General features: G+C 36.0%; 19 protein-coding genes and 2 tRNA genes. 18 read left to right on the top strand and 3 right to left on the bottom strand.

The annotated features are described in order from the left end of the window. Nucleotides 1-13 precede the first annotated feature (13 nt). The 8 genes from FIT61_RS01855 (at nucleotide 14) to FIT61_RS01820 (ending at nucleotide 5,209) form a co-directional block, all read left to right on the top strand. On the top strand, nucleotides 14-631 hold the full coding sequence (locus tag FIT61_RS01855) for an outer membrane lipoprotein LolB (RefSeq protein WP_139882870.1): 618 nt from the start codon (nucleotides 14-16) through the stop codon (nucleotides 629-631). 10 nt (nucleotides 632-641) lie between these two features. Further along, the gene (ispE, locus tag FIT61_RS01850; RefSeq protein WP_139882868.1) at nucleotides 642-1,496 is read left to right on the top strand and encodes a 4-(cytidine 5'-diphospho)-2-C-methyl-D-erythritol kinase; all 855 of its coding nucleotides are present in this window, start codon (nucleotides 642-644) and stop codon (nucleotides 1,494-1,496) included. Nucleotides 1,497-1,503: 7 nt separating this feature from the next. Then, a tRNA-Gln gene (locus FIT61_RS01845) sits at nucleotides 1,504-1,580 on the top strand. 54 nt (nucleotides 1,581-1,634) lie between these two features. Beyond that, nucleotides 1,635-2,567 (top strand): ribose-phosphate pyrophosphokinase, encoded by a 933-nt coding sequence (locus FIT61_RS01840; RefSeq protein WP_139873150.1) that lies wholly within the window; start codon nucleotides 1,635-1,637, stop codon nucleotides 2,565-2,567. A gap of 75 nt (nucleotides 2,568-2,642) precedes the next feature. Beyond that, a complete protein-coding gene (locus FIT61_RS01835; RefSeq protein WP_139882866.1) occupies nucleotides 2,643-3,335 on the top strand; it encodes a 50S ribosomal protein L25/general stress protein Ctc in 693 nt (230 codons plus the stop codon). A gap of 59 nt (nucleotides 3,336-3,394) precedes the next feature. Continuing rightward, on the top strand, nucleotides 3,395-3,970 hold the full coding sequence (pth, locus tag FIT61_RS01830) for an aminoacyl-tRNA hydrolase (RefSeq protein ID WP_139882864.1): 576 nt from the start codon (nucleotides 3,395-3,397) through the stop codon (nucleotides 3,968-3,970). A 12-nt stretch (nucleotides 3,971-3,982) separates the two neighbouring features. Next, complete coding sequence (ychF, locus tag FIT61_RS01825; protein WP_139882862.1) at nucleotides 3,983-5,068, top strand: redox-regulated ATPase YchF; 1,086 nt, start codon at nucleotides 3,983-3,985, stop codon at nucleotides 5,066-5,068. 64 nt (nucleotides 5,069-5,132) lie between these two features. Continuing rightward, a tRNA-Met gene (locus tag FIT61_RS01820) sits at nucleotides 5,133-5,209 on the top strand. A gap of 4 nt (nucleotides 5,210-5,213) precedes the next feature. Here FIT61_RS01820 and FIT61_RS01815 read toward each other — a convergent pair. After that, nucleotides 5,214-6,344 (bottom strand): GNAT family N-acetyltransferase, encoded by a 1,131-nt coding sequence (locus FIT61_RS01815; protein WP_139882861.1) that lies wholly within the window; start codon nucleotides 6,342-6,344, stop codon nucleotides 5,214-5,216. A gap of 37 nt (nucleotides 6,345-6,381) precedes the next feature. Continuing rightward, nucleotides 6,382-6,888 (bottom strand): EF-hand domain-containing protein, encoded by a 507-nt coding sequence (locus tag FIT61_RS01810; protein ID WP_139882859.1) that lies wholly within the window; start codon nucleotides 6,886-6,888, stop codon nucleotides 6,382-6,384. Nucleotides 6,889-7,055: 167 nt separating this feature from the next. Between FIT61_RS01810 and FIT61_RS01805 the strand changes: the two genes are divergently transcribed. Together FIT61_RS01805 and FIT61_RS01800 are read left to right on the top strand one after the other, a co-directional pair. Beyond that, complete coding sequence (locus tag FIT61_RS01805; protein ID WP_139882857.1) at nucleotides 7,056-7,775, top strand: response regulator; 720 nt, start codon at nucleotides 7,056-7,058, stop codon at nucleotides 7,773-7,775. Then, complete coding sequence (locus FIT61_RS01800; RefSeq protein ID WP_139882855.1) at nucleotides 7,772-9,088, top strand: ATP-binding protein; 1,317 nt, start codon at nucleotides 7,772-7,774, stop codon at nucleotides 9,086-9,088. The genes FIT61_RS01805 and FIT61_RS01800 overlap by 4 nt, the downstream gene beginning before the upstream one ends. On the opposite strand, the gene cysG is transcribed toward FIT61_RS01800, so the two are convergent. Further along, nucleotides 9,085-10,464: a siroheme synthase CysG gene (cysG, locus tag FIT61_RS01795; RefSeq protein ID WP_139882853.1), complete on the bottom strand. Its 1,380-nt coding sequence runs from the start codon at nucleotides 10,462-10,464 to the stop codon at nucleotides 9,085-9,087. The two genes, FIT61_RS01800 and cysG, sit on opposite strands and share 4 nt — an antisense overlap. A gap of 132 nt (nucleotides 10,465-10,596) precedes the next feature. On the opposite strand from cysG, the gene miaB reads away from it, so the two are divergent. From miaB to glyS, 8 genes are all read left to right on the top strand, one after another. Further along, nucleotides 10,597-11,919, top strand: a complete 1,323-nt coding sequence (miaB, locus tag FIT61_RS01790) for a tRNA (N6-isopentenyl adenosine(37)-C2)-methylthiotransferase MiaB (RefSeq protein ID WP_139882851.1) — start codon at nucleotides 10,597-10,599, stop codon at nucleotides 11,917-11,919. Nucleotides 11,920-11,926: 7 nt separating this feature from the next. Further along, complete coding sequence (locus FIT61_RS01785) at nucleotides 11,927-12,877, top strand: PhoH family protein (protein WP_139883915.1); 951 nt, start codon at nucleotides 11,927-11,929, stop codon at nucleotides 12,875-12,877. A gap of 6 nt (nucleotides 12,878-12,883) precedes the next feature. Next, nucleotides 12,884-13,339, top strand: coding sequence for an rRNA maturation RNase YbeY (gene ybeY, locus FIT61_RS01780; protein WP_139873139.1), 456 nt, complete (start codon nucleotides 12,884-12,886; stop codon nucleotides 13,337-13,339). Then, entirely contained in the window at nucleotides 13,336-14,169 is an 834-nt protein-coding gene (locus FIT61_RS01775; RefSeq protein ID WP_139882849.1) for an HlyC/CorC family transporter, read from the top strand. The genes ybeY and FIT61_RS01775 overlap by 4 nt, the downstream gene beginning before the upstream one ends. Nucleotides 14,170-14,220: 51 nt before the next feature. Beyond that, a complete protein-coding gene (locus tag FIT61_RS01770; protein WP_139873137.1) occupies nucleotides 14,221-14,589 on the top strand; it encodes a hypothetical protein in 369 nt (122 codons plus the stop codon). A 61-nt stretch (nucleotides 14,590-14,650) separates the two neighbouring features. Then, a complete protein-coding gene (lnt, locus tag FIT61_RS01765) occupies nucleotides 14,651-16,150 on the top strand; it encodes an apolipoprotein N-acyltransferase (protein ID WP_244925207.1) in 1,500 nt (499 codons plus the stop codon). A gap of 27 nt (nucleotides 16,151-16,177) precedes the next feature. Continuing rightward, a complete protein-coding gene (gene glyQ, locus FIT61_RS01760) occupies nucleotides 16,178-17,107 on the top strand; it encodes a glycine--tRNA ligase subunit alpha (protein ID WP_139873135.1) in 930 nt (309 codons plus the stop codon). Next, on the top strand, nucleotides 17,104-19,203 hold the full coding sequence (glyS, locus tag FIT61_RS01755) for a glycine--tRNA ligase subunit beta (RefSeq protein ID WP_139882845.1): 2,100 nt from the start codon (nucleotides 17,104-17,106) through the stop codon (nucleotides 19,201-19,203). Before glyQ ends, glyS begins: the two co-directional genes overlap by 4 nt. The last annotated feature ends 1 nt before the right edge of the window (nucleotide 19,204 follow it).

The following is a 19,204-nucleotide window of genomic DNA, read 5'->3' as shown; positions in this document are numbered from 1 at the left end:
AGTTGGCCATCAATTGAATTTTAAATATGCTCTAACTTTTTTAGCAACTTTTTTTCTTTCTGCATGCGCAACTTTAAACGATCCATTTGAGATGTTTAAATCTCATGCGCCTTCAATTGAGACGCCTCAAGCAATGAATGAAAATCTGTTCATTGAAGAATTTTCTATAAAAGCTAAGTTCTCCTATTCTGTTGACTCTAAGGGTGGTTCGGGTCGACTTATTTGGCGCTATGAAAACAATCAAGATGAAATTGATATCTTTACACCTTTCAATAATCAGGTAGCAAAAATCATTTACTCAGCTAATGAAAAAAAAATTATTGATAGTAATGGAAAAGTTTTATCTGGTGATGATTTTGATCATTACATACAAGCCTTATTCGGAAAAAATATCTCACCGGACTTGTTTAGACATCTTATTACAAATCATATTGAGCGGATTAAAGATTTGCACAAAGAAGATAATCAATTGAATCGAGCTACGCATTTTTATAACGATGAATGGAAGATTGTAATTAATGCATTTAAGACGCAAGACAAACTGACTATTCCATCGAAAATATCAATATCCCAAGGTACATTCAATTTTAATTTTATTGTAGAAGAGATTATTAACATTGCAGGCAAATGAACTGATAGGTATGGGGTTTAAGGAATTTTTAGCGCCTGCTAAATTAAATCTATTTCTTCATGTCGTTAACAAGCGAACTGATGGCTATCACAACATCCAAACAGTTTTCCAGCTTATTAGCCTTTATGATCATATTTTTATTAAAACAAATACATCTGGGAATGTACGTCGCATTTCCGATCATCACGGGATTCAGGAATATGATGATTTAACAATCAAAGCGGCTCAAATATTAAAGCCTTTTTGTGAGAATCAGTCGGGAGCAGATATTTTTATTAAAAAAAATATTCCGATGGGGGGTGGTCTTGGTGGCGGAAGTTCAGATGCTGCTGCGACACTTATTGCCTTAAATGCCCTATGGCAATGCCATCTGAGTCAAAAAGAGCTCCAAGAATTAGCCCTTAAATTAGGGGCTGATGTCCCTTTCTTTGTTTTTGGCCAAAATGCTTGGGCTGAAGGTATAGGCGAAAAACTCACACCTTTCTCTATCGCTATGCGATATTACCTTGTGATAGCACCGAATGAGACAGTTTCTACAAGGGAGGTTTTTGAGTCACTTGAATTGACAAAAGACCGGATTCCATTGAAAATAGCAGGCTTTTCCGATGAATTGGACCTCAAAAATTTGGCTAACGACTTAGAAAAAGGAGTCTTAAAAAAATTTAAAGGCATTTCCGTTGCATTTGATTGGTTAAACCAATTTGGCCAGGCAAAAATAACGGGTTCAGGATCATGCATCTTTATCCCTTTAAATACGAAGGATATTGGCAAAGAAATTTTAGAAAAAAAGCCTCAAGACACAATAGGCTTTATAGTTAGAGGATTAGATAGCCACCCGCATTTGAATTTAATGGTGGAAACGTAACAACCATAGGGGAGTCGCCAAGCTGGTTAAGGCACTGGATTTTGATTCCAGCATGCGAAGGTTCGAATCCTTCCTCCCCTGCCATTTTTAAATAGACCGCTCATAACCAGGACCAAGACTTTGGATAATAATAGCGTCATGATCTTTACGGGAAATGCCAACCCTCTACTTGCTGAGCAAGTGGCTGGGAATTTAGGTATTCATCTCGGACGTGCAGACGTAGGCCGTTTTAGTGATGGCGAAGTTATGGTCGAACTTCTTGAGAATGTTCGTGGTAGAGATGTTTTTGTTCTTCAGTCTACAAGCCATCCTACCAACGATAATTTAATGGAAGTTATGGTGATTGTAGACGCTTTAAGAAGGTCGTCTGCATCAAGAATTACTGCAGCAATTCCCTATCTTGGTTATTCAAGACAAGATAGAAGACCAAGATCTGCTCGAGTTGCTATTACTGCAAAAGTTGTCGCAAACATGCTGACAAGTGTTGGTGTAAATAGACTCCTTACTATGGATCTTCACTCCGACCAAATTCAGGGATTTTTTGATATTCCCGTAGATAATATTTATGCTACACCCGTTCTTCTTAAAGATTTACTTGAACAAAACCATAAAAATCTTGTAGTGGTTTCACCTGATGTAGGCGGCGTTGTAAGAGCTAGAGCGTGCGCTAAACAATTAGGTTCAGATCTTGCAATTATTGACAAACGTAGACCCAAGCCCAACGTGTCTAAAGTGATGAATATTATTGGCGAAGTGGAAAACAGAACTTGCGTCATTATTGATGACATGGTTGATACTGCAAATACACTATGCGAAGCTGCTGCTGCTCTAAAAAAGGATGGCGCTCTTAAAGTGGTGGCTTATGCAACGCACCCGATTCTCTCAGGAGACGCCGCAAAAATTATTACAGATTCTGAATTGGATGAATTAGTTGTAACAAATACCATTCCGCTCAGTAAGGCGGCAATGGCATGTAAAAAAATTAGGCAACTAAGCGTTGCTGAACTCTTGGCCGAAACGATTCGTCGAATAAGCCAAGGCGATTCCGTAAGTTCTCTTTTTATGGAATAAAAACATTTGGTCATGTTGGCCAATAAACTGCTGCAGTCTGGTCGCGGAATGCAGAATTAAATTAAGGAGTAGTAAATGAAAATTGAAATTAGTGCAACAAAACGTGTTGTGAAAGGTACGGGTGCGAGCCGCCGTCTTCGCCACGCTGGAAGCGTTCCTGGAGTTTTATACGGTGGTGGCAAAGAGCCAATCTCCCTTGACCTTGAACAAAAGTCTTTATTTTTACAATTTAGACATGAGGCATTTCATGCTTCAATCTTAACGCTTAATTTAGAGGGCAACAAAGAGTCTGTCTTATTAAGAGATTATCAAATGCACCCTGTAAGAAATACAATTCAGCATATTGATTTTCAACGCGTTAATGAGAATGAAAAAATTCACGTCAAAGTGCCATTCCACTTTATTAATGCTGAAGTTTCTCCGGGCGTTAAACTTAACGGTGGTATTGTTTCGCATATCATGACTGAAGCAAATATTTCTTGCTTACCAAAAAATCTTCCTGAATTTATTGAAGTTGATTTGGCGACAATTGATATTGGCCAATCAATCCATTTATCAGAAATTAAAATGCCTGATGGTGTGGAATTTGTTCAACTTGCACATGGTAACGACGCAGCAGTTGCTTCTGTTGCCAAACCAAGAGCTGTGGTTGAAGAAGTTGCTAAACCTGCTGAAGGCGCTCCTGATGGAGCAGCTCCAGCAGCTGAAGGCGCTAAAGCGGCTGATGCAGCAACAGCTGATGACGCTAAATCAGATAAAGCTAAGTAATTTAACATTGACATGAATAAGGCGCACTTTTTAAAATCAAGTGCGCCTTATTTTTTCATATGAGCCAAATTAAATTATTTATAGGTCTTGGAAATCCTGGCGAAAAATATTCCGATACCAGACATAATGCAGGATTCTGGTGGATTGATCTTGTTGCTCATCAACAGAATATCAATTTGCAAAATAGTGATAAATTTTTTTCAAGCATTGGAAAATCTTCTAATGCAGAAGAATTTTATGTCGCAAAGCCCAATACATTTATGAATGATAGTGGCAAAGCACTTGCAGCAATTGCAAAATTTTACAAAATAAACCCAAATGAAATTCTGGTTATTCATGACGATCTTGATATAGATGTCGGACAGGCCAAACTAAAATTTGGTGGTAGTCACGGAGGGCATAATGGACTCAAAAGTATCTTTGCTTGTATTGGTTCCCAAGATTTTTGGCGCTTGAAAATTGGGATTGGCCACCCAGGCGAGAAACATTTAGTTGTAGATTATGTATTAAAAAATCCTTCATCCAAAGAGAGAGATCTCATTGATGAATCTATAGAAAGAAGCATTCAACTTTTTAATGAAATTGGTTCGGGTCAATTTGAAAAAGCGATGCTCAATCTTCATACCAATAAATAAAGAAAATAAATTATGAAATGTGGAATTGTTGGATTACCTAACGTTGGAAAATCAACGCTATTCAATGCGATTACTAAAGCTAGTATTGCTGCAGAAAATTATCCTTTCTGCACCATCGAGCCCAATATTGGAATTGTAGAAGTACCGGATCCTAGAATTGAAAAGCTCGTAGCTATTGTTAATCCAGAAAAAACCCAACCAGCTATAGTTGAATTTGTTGATATTGCAGGCCTTGTGGCTGGCGCATCTAAAGGCGAAGGTCTTGGTAATAAATTTTTAGCAAATATTAGAGAAACTGACGCTATTGTCCATGTGGTTCGTTGCTTCCAAGACGATAACATTGTTCATGTCTCTGGAAAGGTAGACCCTCTTTCTGATATTGAAGTCATTAATACAGAGCTTATCTTAGCCGATATGGAAACTGTAGATAAAACACTGCAGCGTGAAAATAAAAAAGCAAAATCTGGCGATAAAGAAGCTATTCAGCTTGTATCAATTCTGACAAAAATTTCAGCTCATCTTGACCAAGGAAAATTGGTTAAAAATTTAAATCTAGACGAGGATGAACTAAAACTCATCAAACCTTTATGTTTAATTACGGTTAAGCCTGTCATGTTTGTAGCCAATGTCAATGAAACAGGCTTTACTAATAACCCTATACTCGACTTACTTAAGGCTTTAGGTGAAAAAGAAAATCTTCCTGTTATTTCTATCTGTGCAAAGATTGAAGCAGAGATTGCTGATTTAGAAGATGAAGATAAGGCTATATTCTTAAGCGAGCTCGGATTAGAAGAGCCAGGTCTTGATAGGGTAATTAGATCAGCTTATGCCTTATTAGGATTACAAACTTACTTCACTGCAGGTGTTAAAGAAGTTAGGGCATGGACCGTAAAAAAAGGGGCAACTGCACCTGAGGCTGCAGGCGTTATTCATACCGACTTTGAAAAAGGCTTTATTCGAGCTGAAGTTATTTCTTACAATGATTTCATTACTTACAACGGCGAACAAAAATCTAAAGAAGCCGGGAAAATGCGTTTAGAAGGCAAGGAATACATCGTTCAAGATGGGGATGTTATGCATTTTAGATTTAATGTCTAATATCAGCCTTTGACTTTAGGTGTTTTAAAAAATATAATTCAACGCTTTATTTTGTTTTATAAATGGTGATGTAGCTCAGCTGGTTAGAGCGCAGGATTCATAATCCTGAGGTCGAGAGTTCAAGTCTCTCCATCACCACCATTTTCTAAAGATTTAGATCAGTCTTATATGGCGCTCTTTCATTAAGTTCGTTTGTATATTTATCGATTCCGCTCTTTTCTCTTCTTAAAAAATCTTTGATTGCATACTCAAATTTTTCATTAAAAATTCTGTGATATGAGAATGTATTGAATGGCTCAAAGCCTCTTGCTAGTTTATGCTCTCCCTGCGCCCCGCCTTCGAATACCACCATCCCATTTTCAATACAAAATTCCTGACCTTGGTAGTATGAAAGCTCGAAATGCAATCCAGGATAAAAAGATTTTGAGCCCCAATATCTTCCATATAAATTTTTATCATCATAAATAAAGAATGATCCTGCAATAGCTATGTCACCTTCATATGCCAATATCAACAATATATTCTCAGGCATGCTTTCTCTGATAAGGCTAAAAAAATTTCTTGTGAGATATGGATTTGAATGATGTTCTTGATAGGTATTGCAGTAACAAGTGTAAAAAAAATCTAAATCTGATTCTGTAATTTCTGTGCCTTTTACTTTTTTAATTTTAAGACCTAAGTCCTGAATTTTTTTTCTTTCTTGTTTTATTTTTTTCCGCTTATCATGAGAAAGCTGAGATAGGAATTCTTCAAAATTTTTATAATTTTTGTTAAGCCACTTAAATTGCACGCCTTCTCTTGGCATCCATTTTGTATCTTGATATATATCTGCCTCGCTCTCACCACAAAATAAAATATGACTTGATGACATTTTATTTCCATAAGCTAACTCTTCTATTTGCTCAACTATATTTTTTTTAATTGACGCATCTGATCCAAAAACTCTAGGTCCAGAAACTGGGGTAAATGGTATACATGAAACAATTTTAGGATAATAGCTTTCGCCATATTTTTGGTAGGCTTCCGCCCAAGACCAATCAAATACATATTCGCCGTAAGAGTGCTGTTTTAAAAATATAGGTGAAGCGCCAATGATCCTTCCTTCGTGAGTAACAATTGCTGGAAAAGGATGCCAGCCTGTGCTCTCCCCTATTGAATTGGATGCTTCAAGTGATTGAAAAAATTCAAGCTTTAAAAAAGGATTTGATTTTGTAAGATCATTCCATTCTTTTTGATTAATATTTTTAAAGCTAGATTGAAATTCTATACGCGCCATAGCGATCTATTTTAACGAAGATTCACTAAGGGTAAATTTATATGGGTGTTTTAGTGCTTGATGAGGCTTGGTTATTTTTACGTTTGTTACTATCTAAATGATTTTTTTGAAATTCTTTTGCCAACAATGCAAGCTCATCTAACGATATAACTTCATTTTCGTCGAGATCGAGTCGATTAAACTGACGAGCCACTTGAGGTAAACATTTTATCGTTTCCGAAAGGTCGAGGGTATTATCGCTGTCTTCATCACAAGCAATAAAACGTGACTCTAAGCCTTTTAACATTTCCCTCTGTTTCTCTTCAATAAGAGTACTTTCCTTACCTGAGGATCTTGCATAGGCAGCAAGTGCGCGTCTAATTCTCGCCCGTTCCTCTGGTGACAAAGCGCTACTTTCTTTTAATTTATTAAGCTCGGCAGCAACCGATGAATTGTTTTCTGATTCTACTTTTGGGGCTTGATTATTTGCTCCAGCTAATACCTCTGAAGAGAGGCCAAAAGCCGCAGCAAAGCAAAATAAAAAAGGTTTTAAAAAATTATGCAATTGATTGATTTTTATTTGGAAAGGAATGTTATATTCAAGCTTAAATGTAAATACTTTATTACAAAAAAATGCATATTTGTTTCTATTTGTAACAATAGATCATAATTACTTATGATGTAAACTGATACATTAAGTTCATTTCGTACTAACTGATCTAAATTAAACTCATGGCAATCAATCCAGCATCCATTTTAATTGTTGATGACGATCCAAAAATAAGAGATCTCACAAGTCAATATCTTATTGATCAAGGCTTGAATGTCCATACAGCCAATGGCGGCAAGGAAATGGATTTATTTATTGCTAACCACCAAGTTAGCCTCATTATCCTAGACCTTATGATGCCGGAAGAAAGTGGACTTGCTATATGTCAAAGATTAAGAGGTTCAGGAAACTTCACTCCTATTATCATTCTCACGGCAAAAGGAGATGAAATTGACCGTATTGTCGGCTTGGAAATGGGGGCAGATGATTATGTATCAAAACCATTTAACCCTAGAGAGCTTTTGGCACGTATTAATGCTGTATTAAGACGAAATGAATTAAAACAAACCCAAAACTCATCGTCTGAAAACTTAGCATTTGGTCCTTTTATATTTAGTTCAGACACAAGAAGCCTCACAAAAAACGGAGCTCCTATTAGTATTACATCTGGTGAATTTGAATTATTAAAAGTATTTATTGATCATCCCCGCCAGCCCTTGTCTCGCGATCAAATTATGCAATTGGCAAAAGGGCGTGAACTTGATGTTTTTGATAGAAGTATCGATGTTCAGATCTCAAGATTAAGAAAAATTCTAGAAGAAGATCATACAAGCCCCAAATTTCTCCAGACCATGTGGGGCTTCGGATATATCTTCGTTCCAGATGGTGATACTGCACATTGAAATTTATTCCCAATACACTTCTTGCTAGATTTCTTATTCTTATCGCAACCGTGCTCATCATTGCGCAGATTGTATCAATCCGCATATTTGATTATTTCGAAAGAGGCCCTAGAGCCGAAGCAGTAGCTCAAGAAATTGAAACCGTGGTTAATTTTACTAGAGCTTCTCTTATATCATCAAGAGAAGATAAAAGACTTGAGCTTTTGTCAGAGTTATCTACAAAAGGCGACATCAGAATTTACCCTGCATACTATTTCGAAGATATTGAACCTCTTGCTCCAGATCCTTTCCTGCAAGTTGTTGTAAGAAAACTAAAAGAGAGGCTTGGTGAAAATACAATTGTGATTACCAATCACTATGGCATCCCAGGTCTTTGGGTAAGCTTTTCTATTGATCAAGATGAATTTTGGGTGGTAATTCCTACCCCGGGTGACAGGCCTTTTCCGTGGCATTGGATTGGTTGGGGCATTATTGTTGCTGGCCTTTCAATCATTGGCGCATACGCTACTGCAACAAGAATTAATCGGCCTTTGAATCTCTTAATTCAAGCCACAGAGCAATTAAAAAAAGGTGAGTTTCCCAAAAAACTCCCTTTAGATAGTGTGACTGAATTTCAAGCCATGAGTCAGACATTTAACGAAATGGCAGAAGGCCTTAATAAGGTAGAACAAGAAAGAAAACTTCTTCTTGCAGGTATCTCACATGATGTGAGAACCCCTCTTACGAGACTTAGAATTGCTATCGAAATGCTTCCGGAAAAAATAGCTGTCAAATTTAAAAAAAGCATGGAAGAAGATATAACTGAAATAGACAGTATTCTTAATCAATTCATGGATTACGTTCGTGGCTTTGATCAAGAAAGTAAAATTTTAACAAATTTAAATGATTTTTTTAGTCACTTAAAAGAACAACACAAAATACTCAATCACAATATTGTTTTAGTGAGCAATCTTAAAATACCTATTTTTTATGACATCCGGCCTGTTTCATTTAGAAGATTATTTGATAATTTAATCAATAATGCCTTCTCCTATTCAAAAGGGGAGGTATTAATCACGCTTAAAAAAAATAAGGACAGCATTACAATTAATATTTTAGACGACGGTCCTGGGATACCGCCCGAAGAAATTAAGCGTCTTCTTAAGCCCTTTGAGCGTATGGATGAAGCTAGGGGAAATAGCGAAGGTTGCGGCCTGGGCCTTGCCATTGCAGAACGTATTACTCAGTCACATGATGGAAAACTTACGATATCTAATCGACCCAAAAAAGGTCTTGAAGTTAAAATCACCTTGCCTTTAGTAAGCGAAAGCTAATTAAACCAATTTAATTTTCTTCGAAGTTTAACAACATTACCAACAATAATGAGTGACGGTGATTTTAACTTTTCGCCTTTTACTTTTTGAACGATATTTAAAAGACTGCCGGTAACAACTTTTTGACTTGAGGTTGCCCCCTGTTCTACAACTGCAATCGGTAAATTTTTAGAAGCACCATGTTTAATAAGTTGATTGCATATTTGCGAAAGCGCCAAAAGGCCCATATAAACCACTATTGTTTGATTAGGCTTTGCTAACGAACCCCATTCGAGCGTCAGCTTTTCATCTTTCATATGGCCTGTAACAAACGTGCATGACTGCGCATAATCTCTATGTGTCAATGGAATGCCTGCGTAACTTGATACACCATTAGCTGCTGTAATTCCAGGTACAACTTGAAATGGAATTTTATGTTCCATGAGCATTTCTATTTCTTCTCCACCCCTACCAAAAATAAAAGGATCGCCACCTTTTAAACGCAAAACTCGCATACCTTTTTTTGCTAACTTCACAAGTAATTGATTAATTTTTTCTTGCGGCACAGTATGCCGATCTCTTTCTTTGCCAACATAAATAAGCTCGGCATCACGCCTCACTAAATTCAAAACATCCTTACTAATCAATTTGTCATAAACGCATACGTCTGATCTCTGCATTAAATGAAGCGCTCTGAATGTAAGTAAATCCGGATCACCCGGTCCGCCTCCAACCAAGAAAACTTCCCCTTGTTTCTTTTGTATTTCATTCTTTTTTACCAAAGCTATTAATTGCTGCGCACTTAATTTCTTAGTTTGATTTAGAAACTGTCTTACTAAAGGATGATCAATAAAATTTTCCCAAAAAATTCTTCTTGACTGTGTTGTTTCATATCGATTTTTAACACTATCTCTCATAGAGCCCATGACGGAAGCAAGCTTACTAAAGCTATGTGGAATCAAAGCTTCAATTTTTTCACGAACAAATTTGGCTAAAACAGGCGCATTGCCTTCACTGGAAATTGCAATCAATAATGGTGAACGATCTATGATTGATCCCATTGTAAAAGTACAGAGCGAAGGCTCATCAACTACATTAACTGGAATATTAAGTGCTTGAGCAGTTTTAGACACTAATAAATTAACTTTTTTATTATCGGTTGCTGCAACAACGAGCACAGGATGGGTTAAATCATTTCTCTCAAAAGACTTTATTTTGACCTGAATTTTTTTTAGCTTTTGATAGTGCTTTAATTCTTTACATAAGCTAGAAGCAATCACAGTAATTTTTGCGTCGGCCTTAAGAAGCATTTCAATCTTTCTTAAAGCGACGTCACCTCCTCCTATTACCAATACGGGCTTATGAAATAAATTAATAAAAATTGGGAAACTTTTCATAACATCATTTTACATGTTCATTGGAAGGTAGATCTTATCTAAAATGCAATAATTTACCTGTATTATTAATTACTTAAAGCCACTATACTTAACACAACCTAATTTTAATGCACCACCTATTTCATTAGCTTTATGCTTAAAAAAGTTTTTATTAAAACGTTCGGCTGTCAAATGAATGAGTACGACTCATCCAAAATGCAGGATGTATTAAATCAATCTCACGCTACTTCCAAAACAGAAGATCCGAAGGAAGCTGATCTTATTATCTTAAATACTTGCTCTGTCAGAGAAAAGGCTGAAGAAAAAATATACAGCCACCTTGGTGAATATGAAGCTCTTAAAAAAACCAATCCCAATTTACTTATTGCAATTGGAGGATGTGTTGCTAGCCAAGAAGGAGACAATATTCTTAAGCGGGCTCCTTTTGTAGATCTTATTTTTGGCCCACAAACTCTTCATCGATTACCAGAGTTAGTAAACAAAAGAAAATCGGCTGGCTCATCACAAGTTGATATTTCCTTCCCTGAAATAGAAAAATTTGATCATCTTCCCGCTCCAAGCTTTTCAGGGGCTTCTGCTATGGTTTCAATTATTGAGGGATGTAGCAAATATTGTTCATTCTGTGTTGTTCCTTATACGCGTGGGGAAGAGATCTCTAGGCCTTTTGACGATATATTAGCTGAAGTGATCCATCTAGCATCTTTAGGCGCAAAAGAAATCACCCTTCTCGGACAAAATGTTAATGCTTATCGATCTATCACTAAAAATGGATCTTCTGCAGACCTGGCTTTACTTATAGAATATATTTCTGAGATTGATGCAATTAAACGCATTAAATTTACAACAAGCCATCCTAATGAAATGAATGACAGTCTTATAGAATGTTTTGGAAAATTTCCAAAGCTTGCAGCACATCTTCACTTACCTATTCAATCAGGCTCAGACCGCATATTGTCATCAATGAAGAGAAATTACACGGCTTTAGAATACAAAAATATCATAAGAAAATTAAAAAATAATTGTCCTCAAATTTCAATAAGCTCTGATTTTATTATTGGATTTCCTAACGAAACAGATGCTGATTTTGAAATGACAAAAAGAATTATGGAGGATGTTAAATTTGATTTCAGCTTTAGTTTTTTATATAGCCCAAGACCAGGAACTCCAGCCTCATACATTCACGACGAAATCTCTCATGAAACAAAATTAAGAAGATTGAATGAATTACAATTAATAAATGATGCGCAAGGCAAGGCGATAAGCCATCTTATGCTGGGCACTAAACAACGCATTTTAATTGATGGTCAATCATGGAAGAATCCAACTGAAATGGCTGGCAAAACAGATAATAATAGAGTGGTTGATGTTAAAGCCGATAAATCATTTATTAACCAATTTGTAGACGTCACAATTACCGAGGTGACTTCAAAAAGACTTCGCGGAGAAATTATTTAATATGGGGATGGAGTTCGAATTACCTTCTGACAACAACAGGCAATTATCTAATTTATGTGGGGCATTAGATCAAAATCTAAAGCAAATTGAAGCTGCATTAGAGGTTGATATCGTAAGACGTGGATCAAGTTTTATTATAAACGGCTCTTCAAAAAATATAAAAGCTGCCGCAGCTCTTATCCAAAAATTTTACAAAAAAGCTATTGACCCTATTGAATTAGAAGATATTCAATTAGGACTTGTCGAAATTAATAAATTTGAAAAAGGAATAAAAGCAACTTCAGAAATCAATGAACTCAAAACAAAAAGAACTGACCTGAGGGGTAGAACGCCTAGACAAAATGCATACTTAAAAAATATACAGGATTTTGATATCACTTTTGGCATTGGCCCCGCAGGTACAGGAAAAACTTATCTTGCTGTTGCAAGCGCTGTAGACGCAATTAACCGGGATAAAATTAAACGTATCGTTTTGGTGAGGCCTGCTGTAGAAGCTGGTGAGAGATTAGGTTTTCTTCCAGGTGATTTAGCACAAAAAGTGAATCCTTATTTAAGACCTCTTTATGATGCACTCTATGATTTGGCTGGCTACGACAATGTTCATAAAATGATTGATAAAAGCATCATCGAAATAGCGCCCTTAGCCTATATGAGAGGTCGTACACTTAATCAAAGCTTCATCATCTTAGATGAAGCTCAAAATACTACTCCTGAACAGATGAAGATGTTCTTGACCCGCATAGGTTTTGGATCGAAAACTGTGATTACAGGGGATATTACTCAAATTGACTTAGCGAAAGGTCAAAAAAGTGGCTTGATTGAAGCAAAAAAGGTTTTGTCGAAAGTGAAAGGCATTGCATTTACTCATTTCTTATCTGAAGATGTAGTAAGACATCCTCTTGTTCAAAAAATTATTAATGCGTATGAAAATTTTGAAAAAAAGAAAGTAGATAATTAACATCAAATGGAATTGAAACCCATCATTGCAATTCAAGATATGGTGCACACAAAACCAATAGTAAAAAAAACACACTGCTATAAATGGCTCGCACCTATCATTGATCAAAATGCCGAAATAACTATTCGAATTGTAGGAAGTGATGAATCAAAAAATCTAAATACTATATATCGCAAAAAAAAATATCCAACCAATGTACTTTCTTTCCTTGTAGACGATGCGCATCATCTCATTGGAGATATTGTCCTTTGTGCTCCAGTCATAGAAGAAGAAGCAAGAGATCAATCTAAAAATCTCGAAGCCCACTATGCTCACCTTATTATTCATGGTGCACTTCATTTATATGGTTATGATCATGAAAATAAAACAGATGCTGAAATTATGGAAGAAAAAGAGATTAAAATTTTAACTAAACTTGGCTATAAAAACCCTTATCTTTTAGAAGAGAAAAAATCGCAATGAGCGAATCAAAAAAATCTAAATTAATTGAACGTCTGAGTCATTTTCTTTTAAGAGGCCCTGAAGATCGGGGGCAGCTTTTTGAGTTGCTTAAGTCTTCATATGAAAAAAATTTAATGGACGCTGATTCGCTATCTATGATTGAGGGCGTTCTTCAGGTTTCAGAAATGCAGGTAAGAGATGTCATGATTCCAAGATCACAAATGGACGTTATTGATATTTCTCACTCACCTGAAAAATTTATTCCTTTTATTATAGCGACTGCTCACTCGCGCTTTCCTGTGATTGAAGATGACAAAAATGATGTCATTGGTATATTGCTAGCAAAGGATCTTCTTAAATATTATGCAGGCGACGACTTTGAAATTAGAGATATGTTGCGCCCTGCTATATTCATTCCCGAATCCAAAAGACTTAATGTGCTTCTCAAAGAATTCAGAAGCAGTCGTAATCATATTGCAATCGTAGTAGACGAATACGGCGGAGTCTCAGGTATGGTCACAATTGAAGATGTTTTAGAACAAATCGTGGGTGAGATTGAAGATGAATTTGATTTTGATGAGACTGAGGATAATATCATTCAAGACAAAAATGGCCGCTATAGAGTAAAAGCATCAACTGAAATTGAAGACTTTAATGAATTTTTTAAGGTGACCTTTAGTAATGAGGAATTTTCAACTATCGGCGGCTTAATTATTCATGCATTTGGTCACCTGCCAAAACGAGATGAAAAAATTACTTTTCAGGGATTCAAAATTACAGTTTTAAGGGCTGATAGTCGCAAACTCTATTCTATCCTTCTTGAAATTGACACTCCTGGTAATAACGTGTAATTTTTTGAACTAATCGACTTATTCTTTTTCCTATTACTTTAGGAGTTCTTAATGAAAAAACAATTTTTAGCTATCCTTTTAATTTTATCTCCGCACCTATTCGCTAACGAAATTGATAAAAGCACTCTTCCCGTAGATGAAAAATCCTTTATCGAGGCTATCAGTCGTTTTAACAAAGATGAAATCTTAAAAGCTCTTGGGGAGCCAGCCTCCAAGGAGGATATTAAAATCAAATCGTCTGATCAAGTAATAGGATCGGTTTGGCAATATCATCATATCAATACCGCGGAAAATGGTAGTTATTACCCAACAACAGAATTAGATTTTTTAGATGAGTTTGTTGAGACTGTTGTTTTTAAAAATAATAATGGTGAGCCTTTAGGTAGCCCTTCTCAAACATATAAAATTCAAAAGCCTTAATTACTTTTAAGGCTTTATTGTTCATAATTCAGTACAATTGTCTTAAACGGCATTTTGTATTTTGAATAAACATTACCCATTCCTTTATATAGCCATTTCCTTTTTGCTCGGAGCTCTTTCAGTTCTGAGTTTTGCCCCTTTTAACTATCACTCTATTTCGCTCATTTCCCTGAGCGGTCTTTTTTACATTTGGTACAAATTAAATCATGCAAGATGGAGTTTTCTATCAGGGCTTTTTTTTGGACTAGGTTTATTTTGCTTTGGTATCTCATGGATTTACATAAGCCTCAACTTTTATGGTGGTATGCCTGCATGGTTGGCATATCTAAGTACTTTTTTATTCTGTCTCTTCTTAGCTTTTTTTATTGGCATTGTTGGATGGCTTTCTTCACATCGAAAATCGAGCTTTTTTTTAATTCCATTTATTTGGACATTATTTGAATGGATTAGAGGATGGTTTTTAACTGGATTTCCATGGCTCACAATGGGCTATTCACAAGTACCTTCAAGCCCTCTTGTTGGATTCTTACCGGTCATAGGTATTTACGGAGTAACCTTCATAGTCACTTTTCTGGCTTTAATACTTAGCCTCGTTTTGCGTGATAAAAACAAACACTCACTACTTATAAAACTGAGCGCAATAGGTTTCGTATTGCTATCAGGTCAACTCCTTAAAAATATTGAATGGACTGATCGTATTGGTGAACCTGTAACTGTGTCACTTATTCAAGGGAATATTGCTCAGGATATTAAATGGCAAAAAGAGACTATTTCACAAACATTAAATACGTATCAAGCGCTTATTCAAAAAACAAAAGGTCAGATTATTCTTCTCCCGGAAACTGCTTTGCCACTTCTTATGGAATACATCCCTACGACATTTAAAGAATCTATTTTAAGGCATGCTTCAAAAGAACAAAGTCATATTCTTATGGGTGCGATTGAGCGCCAAGATACAAAATATTTTAATGTTGTATTGAATTTAAAAAAAGATTCATCTCAAGTTTATCGTAAATCACATTTAGTGCCATTTGGTGAATTCATACCCTTAAAATTTATTTTTCAATACATTTATACACATTATCTCAATATGCCTATGAATGACCTATCTAGAGGCAGCATCCACCAAACGCCTATGGCTATTGGGAATCAAAAAATTGCATTTAATATTTGTTATGAAGATGTGTTTGGTGAAGAAATTATTCAATCCCTTCCCTCTGCAACACTTATAGCTAATGTAAGTAATGATGCATGGTATGGAAGATCTATTGCTGCTTACCAGCACTTACAATTTTCTCAAGCAAGAGCTATAGAAACAGGCAGAATGGTTATTCGCGCTACAAACACTGGCGCCACAGCCATTATTGATGAACATGGAATCCTTATAGAAACACTGCCCGAATTTACTGAAGGTGTTCTCGAAGGCTCCGTCCAAGGATTCAAAAATGCAACGCCTTATGTTTTGCTTGGTAATTGGCCTGTTATTTCTTTATGTTTCATTGCGCTTCTTGGTTGGTTTGTGAGGCATTCAAAACTTTTATGGATATTGAAAAAGAAGTAGAATGCTTGAATTAGAGATCAATTCATTATGCAATTAACCTTTCAAGACATCATTCTAAAACTTCAAAATTATTGGGCTAACCAAGGATGCGCTATTCTTCAGCCATACGATATGGAGGTTGGCGCAGGCACTTCACACACAGCAACTTTTTTGAGGTCGCTCGGACCCGAGCCCTGGAAGGCAACTTATGTCCAACCAAGCCGACGTCCAAAAGATGGGCGCTATGGTAAAAATCCAAATAGACTTCAACATTATTATCAACTACAAGTTGTTCTGAAGCCTTCCCCATTGGATATCTTAGAGCTTTATTTGGGTTCACTCAAAGCGCTCGGGTTTAATCTTAAGGAAAATGATATTCGCTTTGTTGAAGATGATTGGGAAAACCCAACGCTTGGCGCTTGGGGTTTAGGTTGGGAAGTTTGGCTCAATGGAATGGAAATTACTCAATTCACTTATTTTCAACAAGTAGGTGGTATTGACTGCAAACCAATCACGGGAGAAATAACTTACGGGCTCGAAAGGCTTGCAATGTATATTCAAGGAGTCGACAACGTTTATGACCTTATCTGGACCGATAATTTAAAGTACGGTGATGTCTATCTTCAAAACGAGATTGAACAAAGCGCATACAACTTTGAACATAGTGACGCTGACTTTCTATTTCAAGCGTTTACTGCACACGAAAAAGAAGCCAACCATCTCATGACTGAGCGCTTAGCTCTTCCTGCATATGAACAAGTTTTAAAAGCAGCCCATTCTTTCAATCTTTTGGATGCAAGAGGCTCTATTAGCATCACCGAAAGAGCAGAATATATTGGTCGCATTAGAAATTTAGCTAGAAATGTTGCGAATAGTTACCTTCAAAGCCGTGCAAATTTAGGCTTCCCATTGGCTGATAAAAATCATGCAAAAGAAATCATTGATCAACTTAATGCAAAAAAGACCATTAAATCGTGAAGCTAGATAATTTACTTATAGAGCTTTTAACAGAGGAGTTACCTCCAAAATCACAAAAACAACTTGGCATTGCATTTGCAAAAAGTGTAAAAGAATTTCTTATAAAACATCATCTCGCAAATGAAACATCTGAAGATTCGATTTTTTCTACGCCAAGAAGAATCGGAGTATATCTAAAAGATGTTAAAGACGAAGCTGAGAACCAAAATACATCTATCAAATTAATGCCAGCATCTGTTGGATTTGATGCCTCAGGTAAACCAACGGAAGCTTTATTAAAAAAATTGCATGCAATTGGTTTAGATGAAAAATCTGTAAATCTGATCGCTAAAAAAAATGAAAATAATAGTGAAGTTTTATATGTTGATAAAGATATAGAAGGAGCAAAACTAAAAGATATTATTGCTGAATGTATTTCGTCAAGCTTGATACGTTTGCCAATTAAAAAAATGATGTCGTATCAACTTTTGGATGGATGGACTACTGTAAATTTTGTAAGGCCAGCCCATGGACTAATTATTCTTCACGGTGCCAACATTATCAAAACAAATATTCTAGGTATCGAATCCAATCGAAGAACATTGGGTCATCGCTTTGAATCACAAAAAGAAATGATTGAGATTCAACATGCTGATCAATACAAAGAACAAATGAAAACTGAAGGCAATGTCATTGTATCTTTCGAAGAAAGAAAAGCGCTAATCAAAAATGAATTAGATAGTCGAGCTGCTAGCCTCTCAAGTCAACTTACCCCTATCAACGATGAGGACCTTCTTGAAGAGGTCACAGCGCTTGTTGAATATCCAAATGTTTTAGTGGGAGAATTTGAGTCGAAGTTTCTTGAGGTGCCTCAAGAGTGTCTTATTTTAACTATGAAGGCTAATCAAAAATACTTCCCCTTAATTGATAAAAACAAGAAACTAGCAAATCAATTTTTAATTGTTTCAAATATAACTCCAAAAAATTCAACTCTCATCATTCAAGGCAATGAGAAAGTGATCAGGCCAAGACTATCGGATGCAGAATTTTTTTATACTCAAGACAAGAAAAAGCCTCTTAAAGATTACCTCTCACAACTTCAACATATTGTGTATCACAATAAACTTGGCACCCAATCTGAGAGGGCCGAAAGAGTTAAAATAATCGCGTCTCTGATCGTAAAAAATTTAAATCAACCTAAATTACTAGAAAATGTAATGCTTGCATCCGATTTATCTAAAGCTGATTTATCTTCTAATATGGTAGGTGAGTTCCCTGAACTCCAAGGCATTATGGGCAGATATTACGCACTAAATGAAAAAATTTCAGAAGAAGTAGCGTTTGCTATTGAAGATCATTACAAGCCAAGATTTTCTGGCGATACACTTCCAAGAAGCACTGTAGGAGATATCGTAGCAATTGCTGACAAAATTGAAACTTTAATAGGTTTATTTAGTATTGGTGAAAAGCCGACGGGCGACAAAGATCCTTTTGCATTGAGACGACAAGTTATAGGAATCATCCGTATTCTTACCGAAAAAGATATCGACCTAAATTTAAATACAACTATTTCTGATTCTATTCAGGCCACCAAATTAACGGAATCTAAAGATCTTAATTCTTTTATCTTCGATCGAATCTCCAATTTTTTCAAAGATCAAGGTTATGCTGCGCTTGATATCGAAGCTGTCCTTGCGATTGACTCAGGATTGATTGGTGAGATACCTAAAAGATTAATTGCAATTAAAGAATTTTCCCAGCTTCCTGAGTCTAAGGATTTAGCATCAGCCAACAAAAGAGTTGGAAATATTCTTAAAAAAGCAAATCTTAAATCCACATTAAAAGTTAATCAGGCTTTACTTAAAGACATAGCCGAAGTTAGTTTATATAAAACATTAGATTTGGTAGATGCTGAAGCTAGAAAAGAATATCTAACAAAAAATTATTCAGGTTCATTAAAATTACTTTGCAAACTCAAAAATCCCATTGATCAGTTTTTTAACGATGTCATGGTAAATGCAGAGGATGAATCGCTTAAGATGAATCGACTTGCCCTTCTCGAAAAACTCTACTCAGCAATGAATTTAGTTGCTGACTTATCCAAACTCTCGTCCTAGA

Source organism: Candidatus Methylopumilus rimovensis, assembly GCF_006364615.1.
In the GTDB taxonomy this organism is placed as follows: Bacteria; Pseudomonadota; Gammaproteobacteria; order Burkholderiales; family Methylophilaceae; genus Methylopumilus; species Methylopumilus rimovensis.
Note: the sequence above shows the minus strand (reverse complement) of the source record. Positions and strands in the feature narration are given on the sequence as shown.

Excerpts from the sequence above, each read along its gene's own strand:
- FIT61_RS01805 (WP_139882857.1), top strand. The coding sequence starts at position 7,056 with ATGGCAATCAATCCAGCATCCATTTTAATTGTTGATGACGATCCAAAA.
- FIT61_RS01775 (WP_139882849.1), top strand. The coding sequence starts at position 13,336 with ATGAGCGAATCAAAAAAATCTAAATTAATTGAACGTCTGAGTCATTTT.
- FIT61_RS01840 (WP_139873150.1), top strand. The coding sequence starts at position 1,635 with ATGATCTTTACGGGAAATGCCAACCCTCTACTTGCTGAGCAAGTGGCT.
- miaB (WP_139882851.1), top strand. The coding sequence starts at position 10,597 with ATGCTTAAAAAAGTTTTTATTAAAACGTTCGGCTGTCAAATGAATGAG.
- ychF (WP_139882862.1), top strand. The coding sequence starts at position 3,983 with ATGAAATGTGGAATTGTTGGATTACCTAACGTTGGAAAATCAACGCTA.
- FIT61_RS01835 (WP_139882866.1), top strand. The coding sequence starts at position 2,643 with ATGAAAATTGAAATTAGTGCAACAAAACGTGTTGTGAAAGGTACGGGT.
- pth (WP_139882864.1), top strand. The coding sequence starts at position 3,395 with ATGAGCCAAATTAAATTATTTATAGGTCTTGGAAATCCTGGCGAAAAA.
- FIT61_RS01770 (WP_139873137.1), top strand. The coding sequence starts at position 14,221 with ATGAAAAAACAATTTTTAGCTATCCTTTTAATTTTATCTCCGCACCTA.
- FIT61_RS01815 (WP_139882861.1), bottom strand. The coding sequence starts at position 6,344 with ATGGCGCGTATAGAATTTCAATCTAGCTTTAAAAATATTAATCAAAAA.
- FIT61_RS01785 (WP_139883915.1), top strand. The coding sequence starts at position 11,927 with ATGGAGTTCGAATTACCTTCTGACAACAACAGGCAATTATCTAATTTA.
- glyQ (WP_139873135.1), top strand. The coding sequence starts at position 16,178 with ATGCAATTAACCTTTCAAGACATCATTCTAAAACTTCAAAATTATTGG.
- ispE (WP_139882868.1), top strand. The coding sequence starts at position 642 with ATGGGGTTTAAGGAATTTTTAGCGCCTGCTAAATTAAATCTATTTCTT.
- ybeY (WP_139873139.1), top strand. The coding sequence starts at position 12,884 with ATGGAATTGAAACCCATCATTGCAATTCAAGATATGGTGCACACAAAA.
- cysG (WP_139882853.1), bottom strand. The coding sequence starts at position 10,464 with ATGAAAAGTTTCCCAATTTTTATTAATTTATTTCATAAGCCCGTATTG.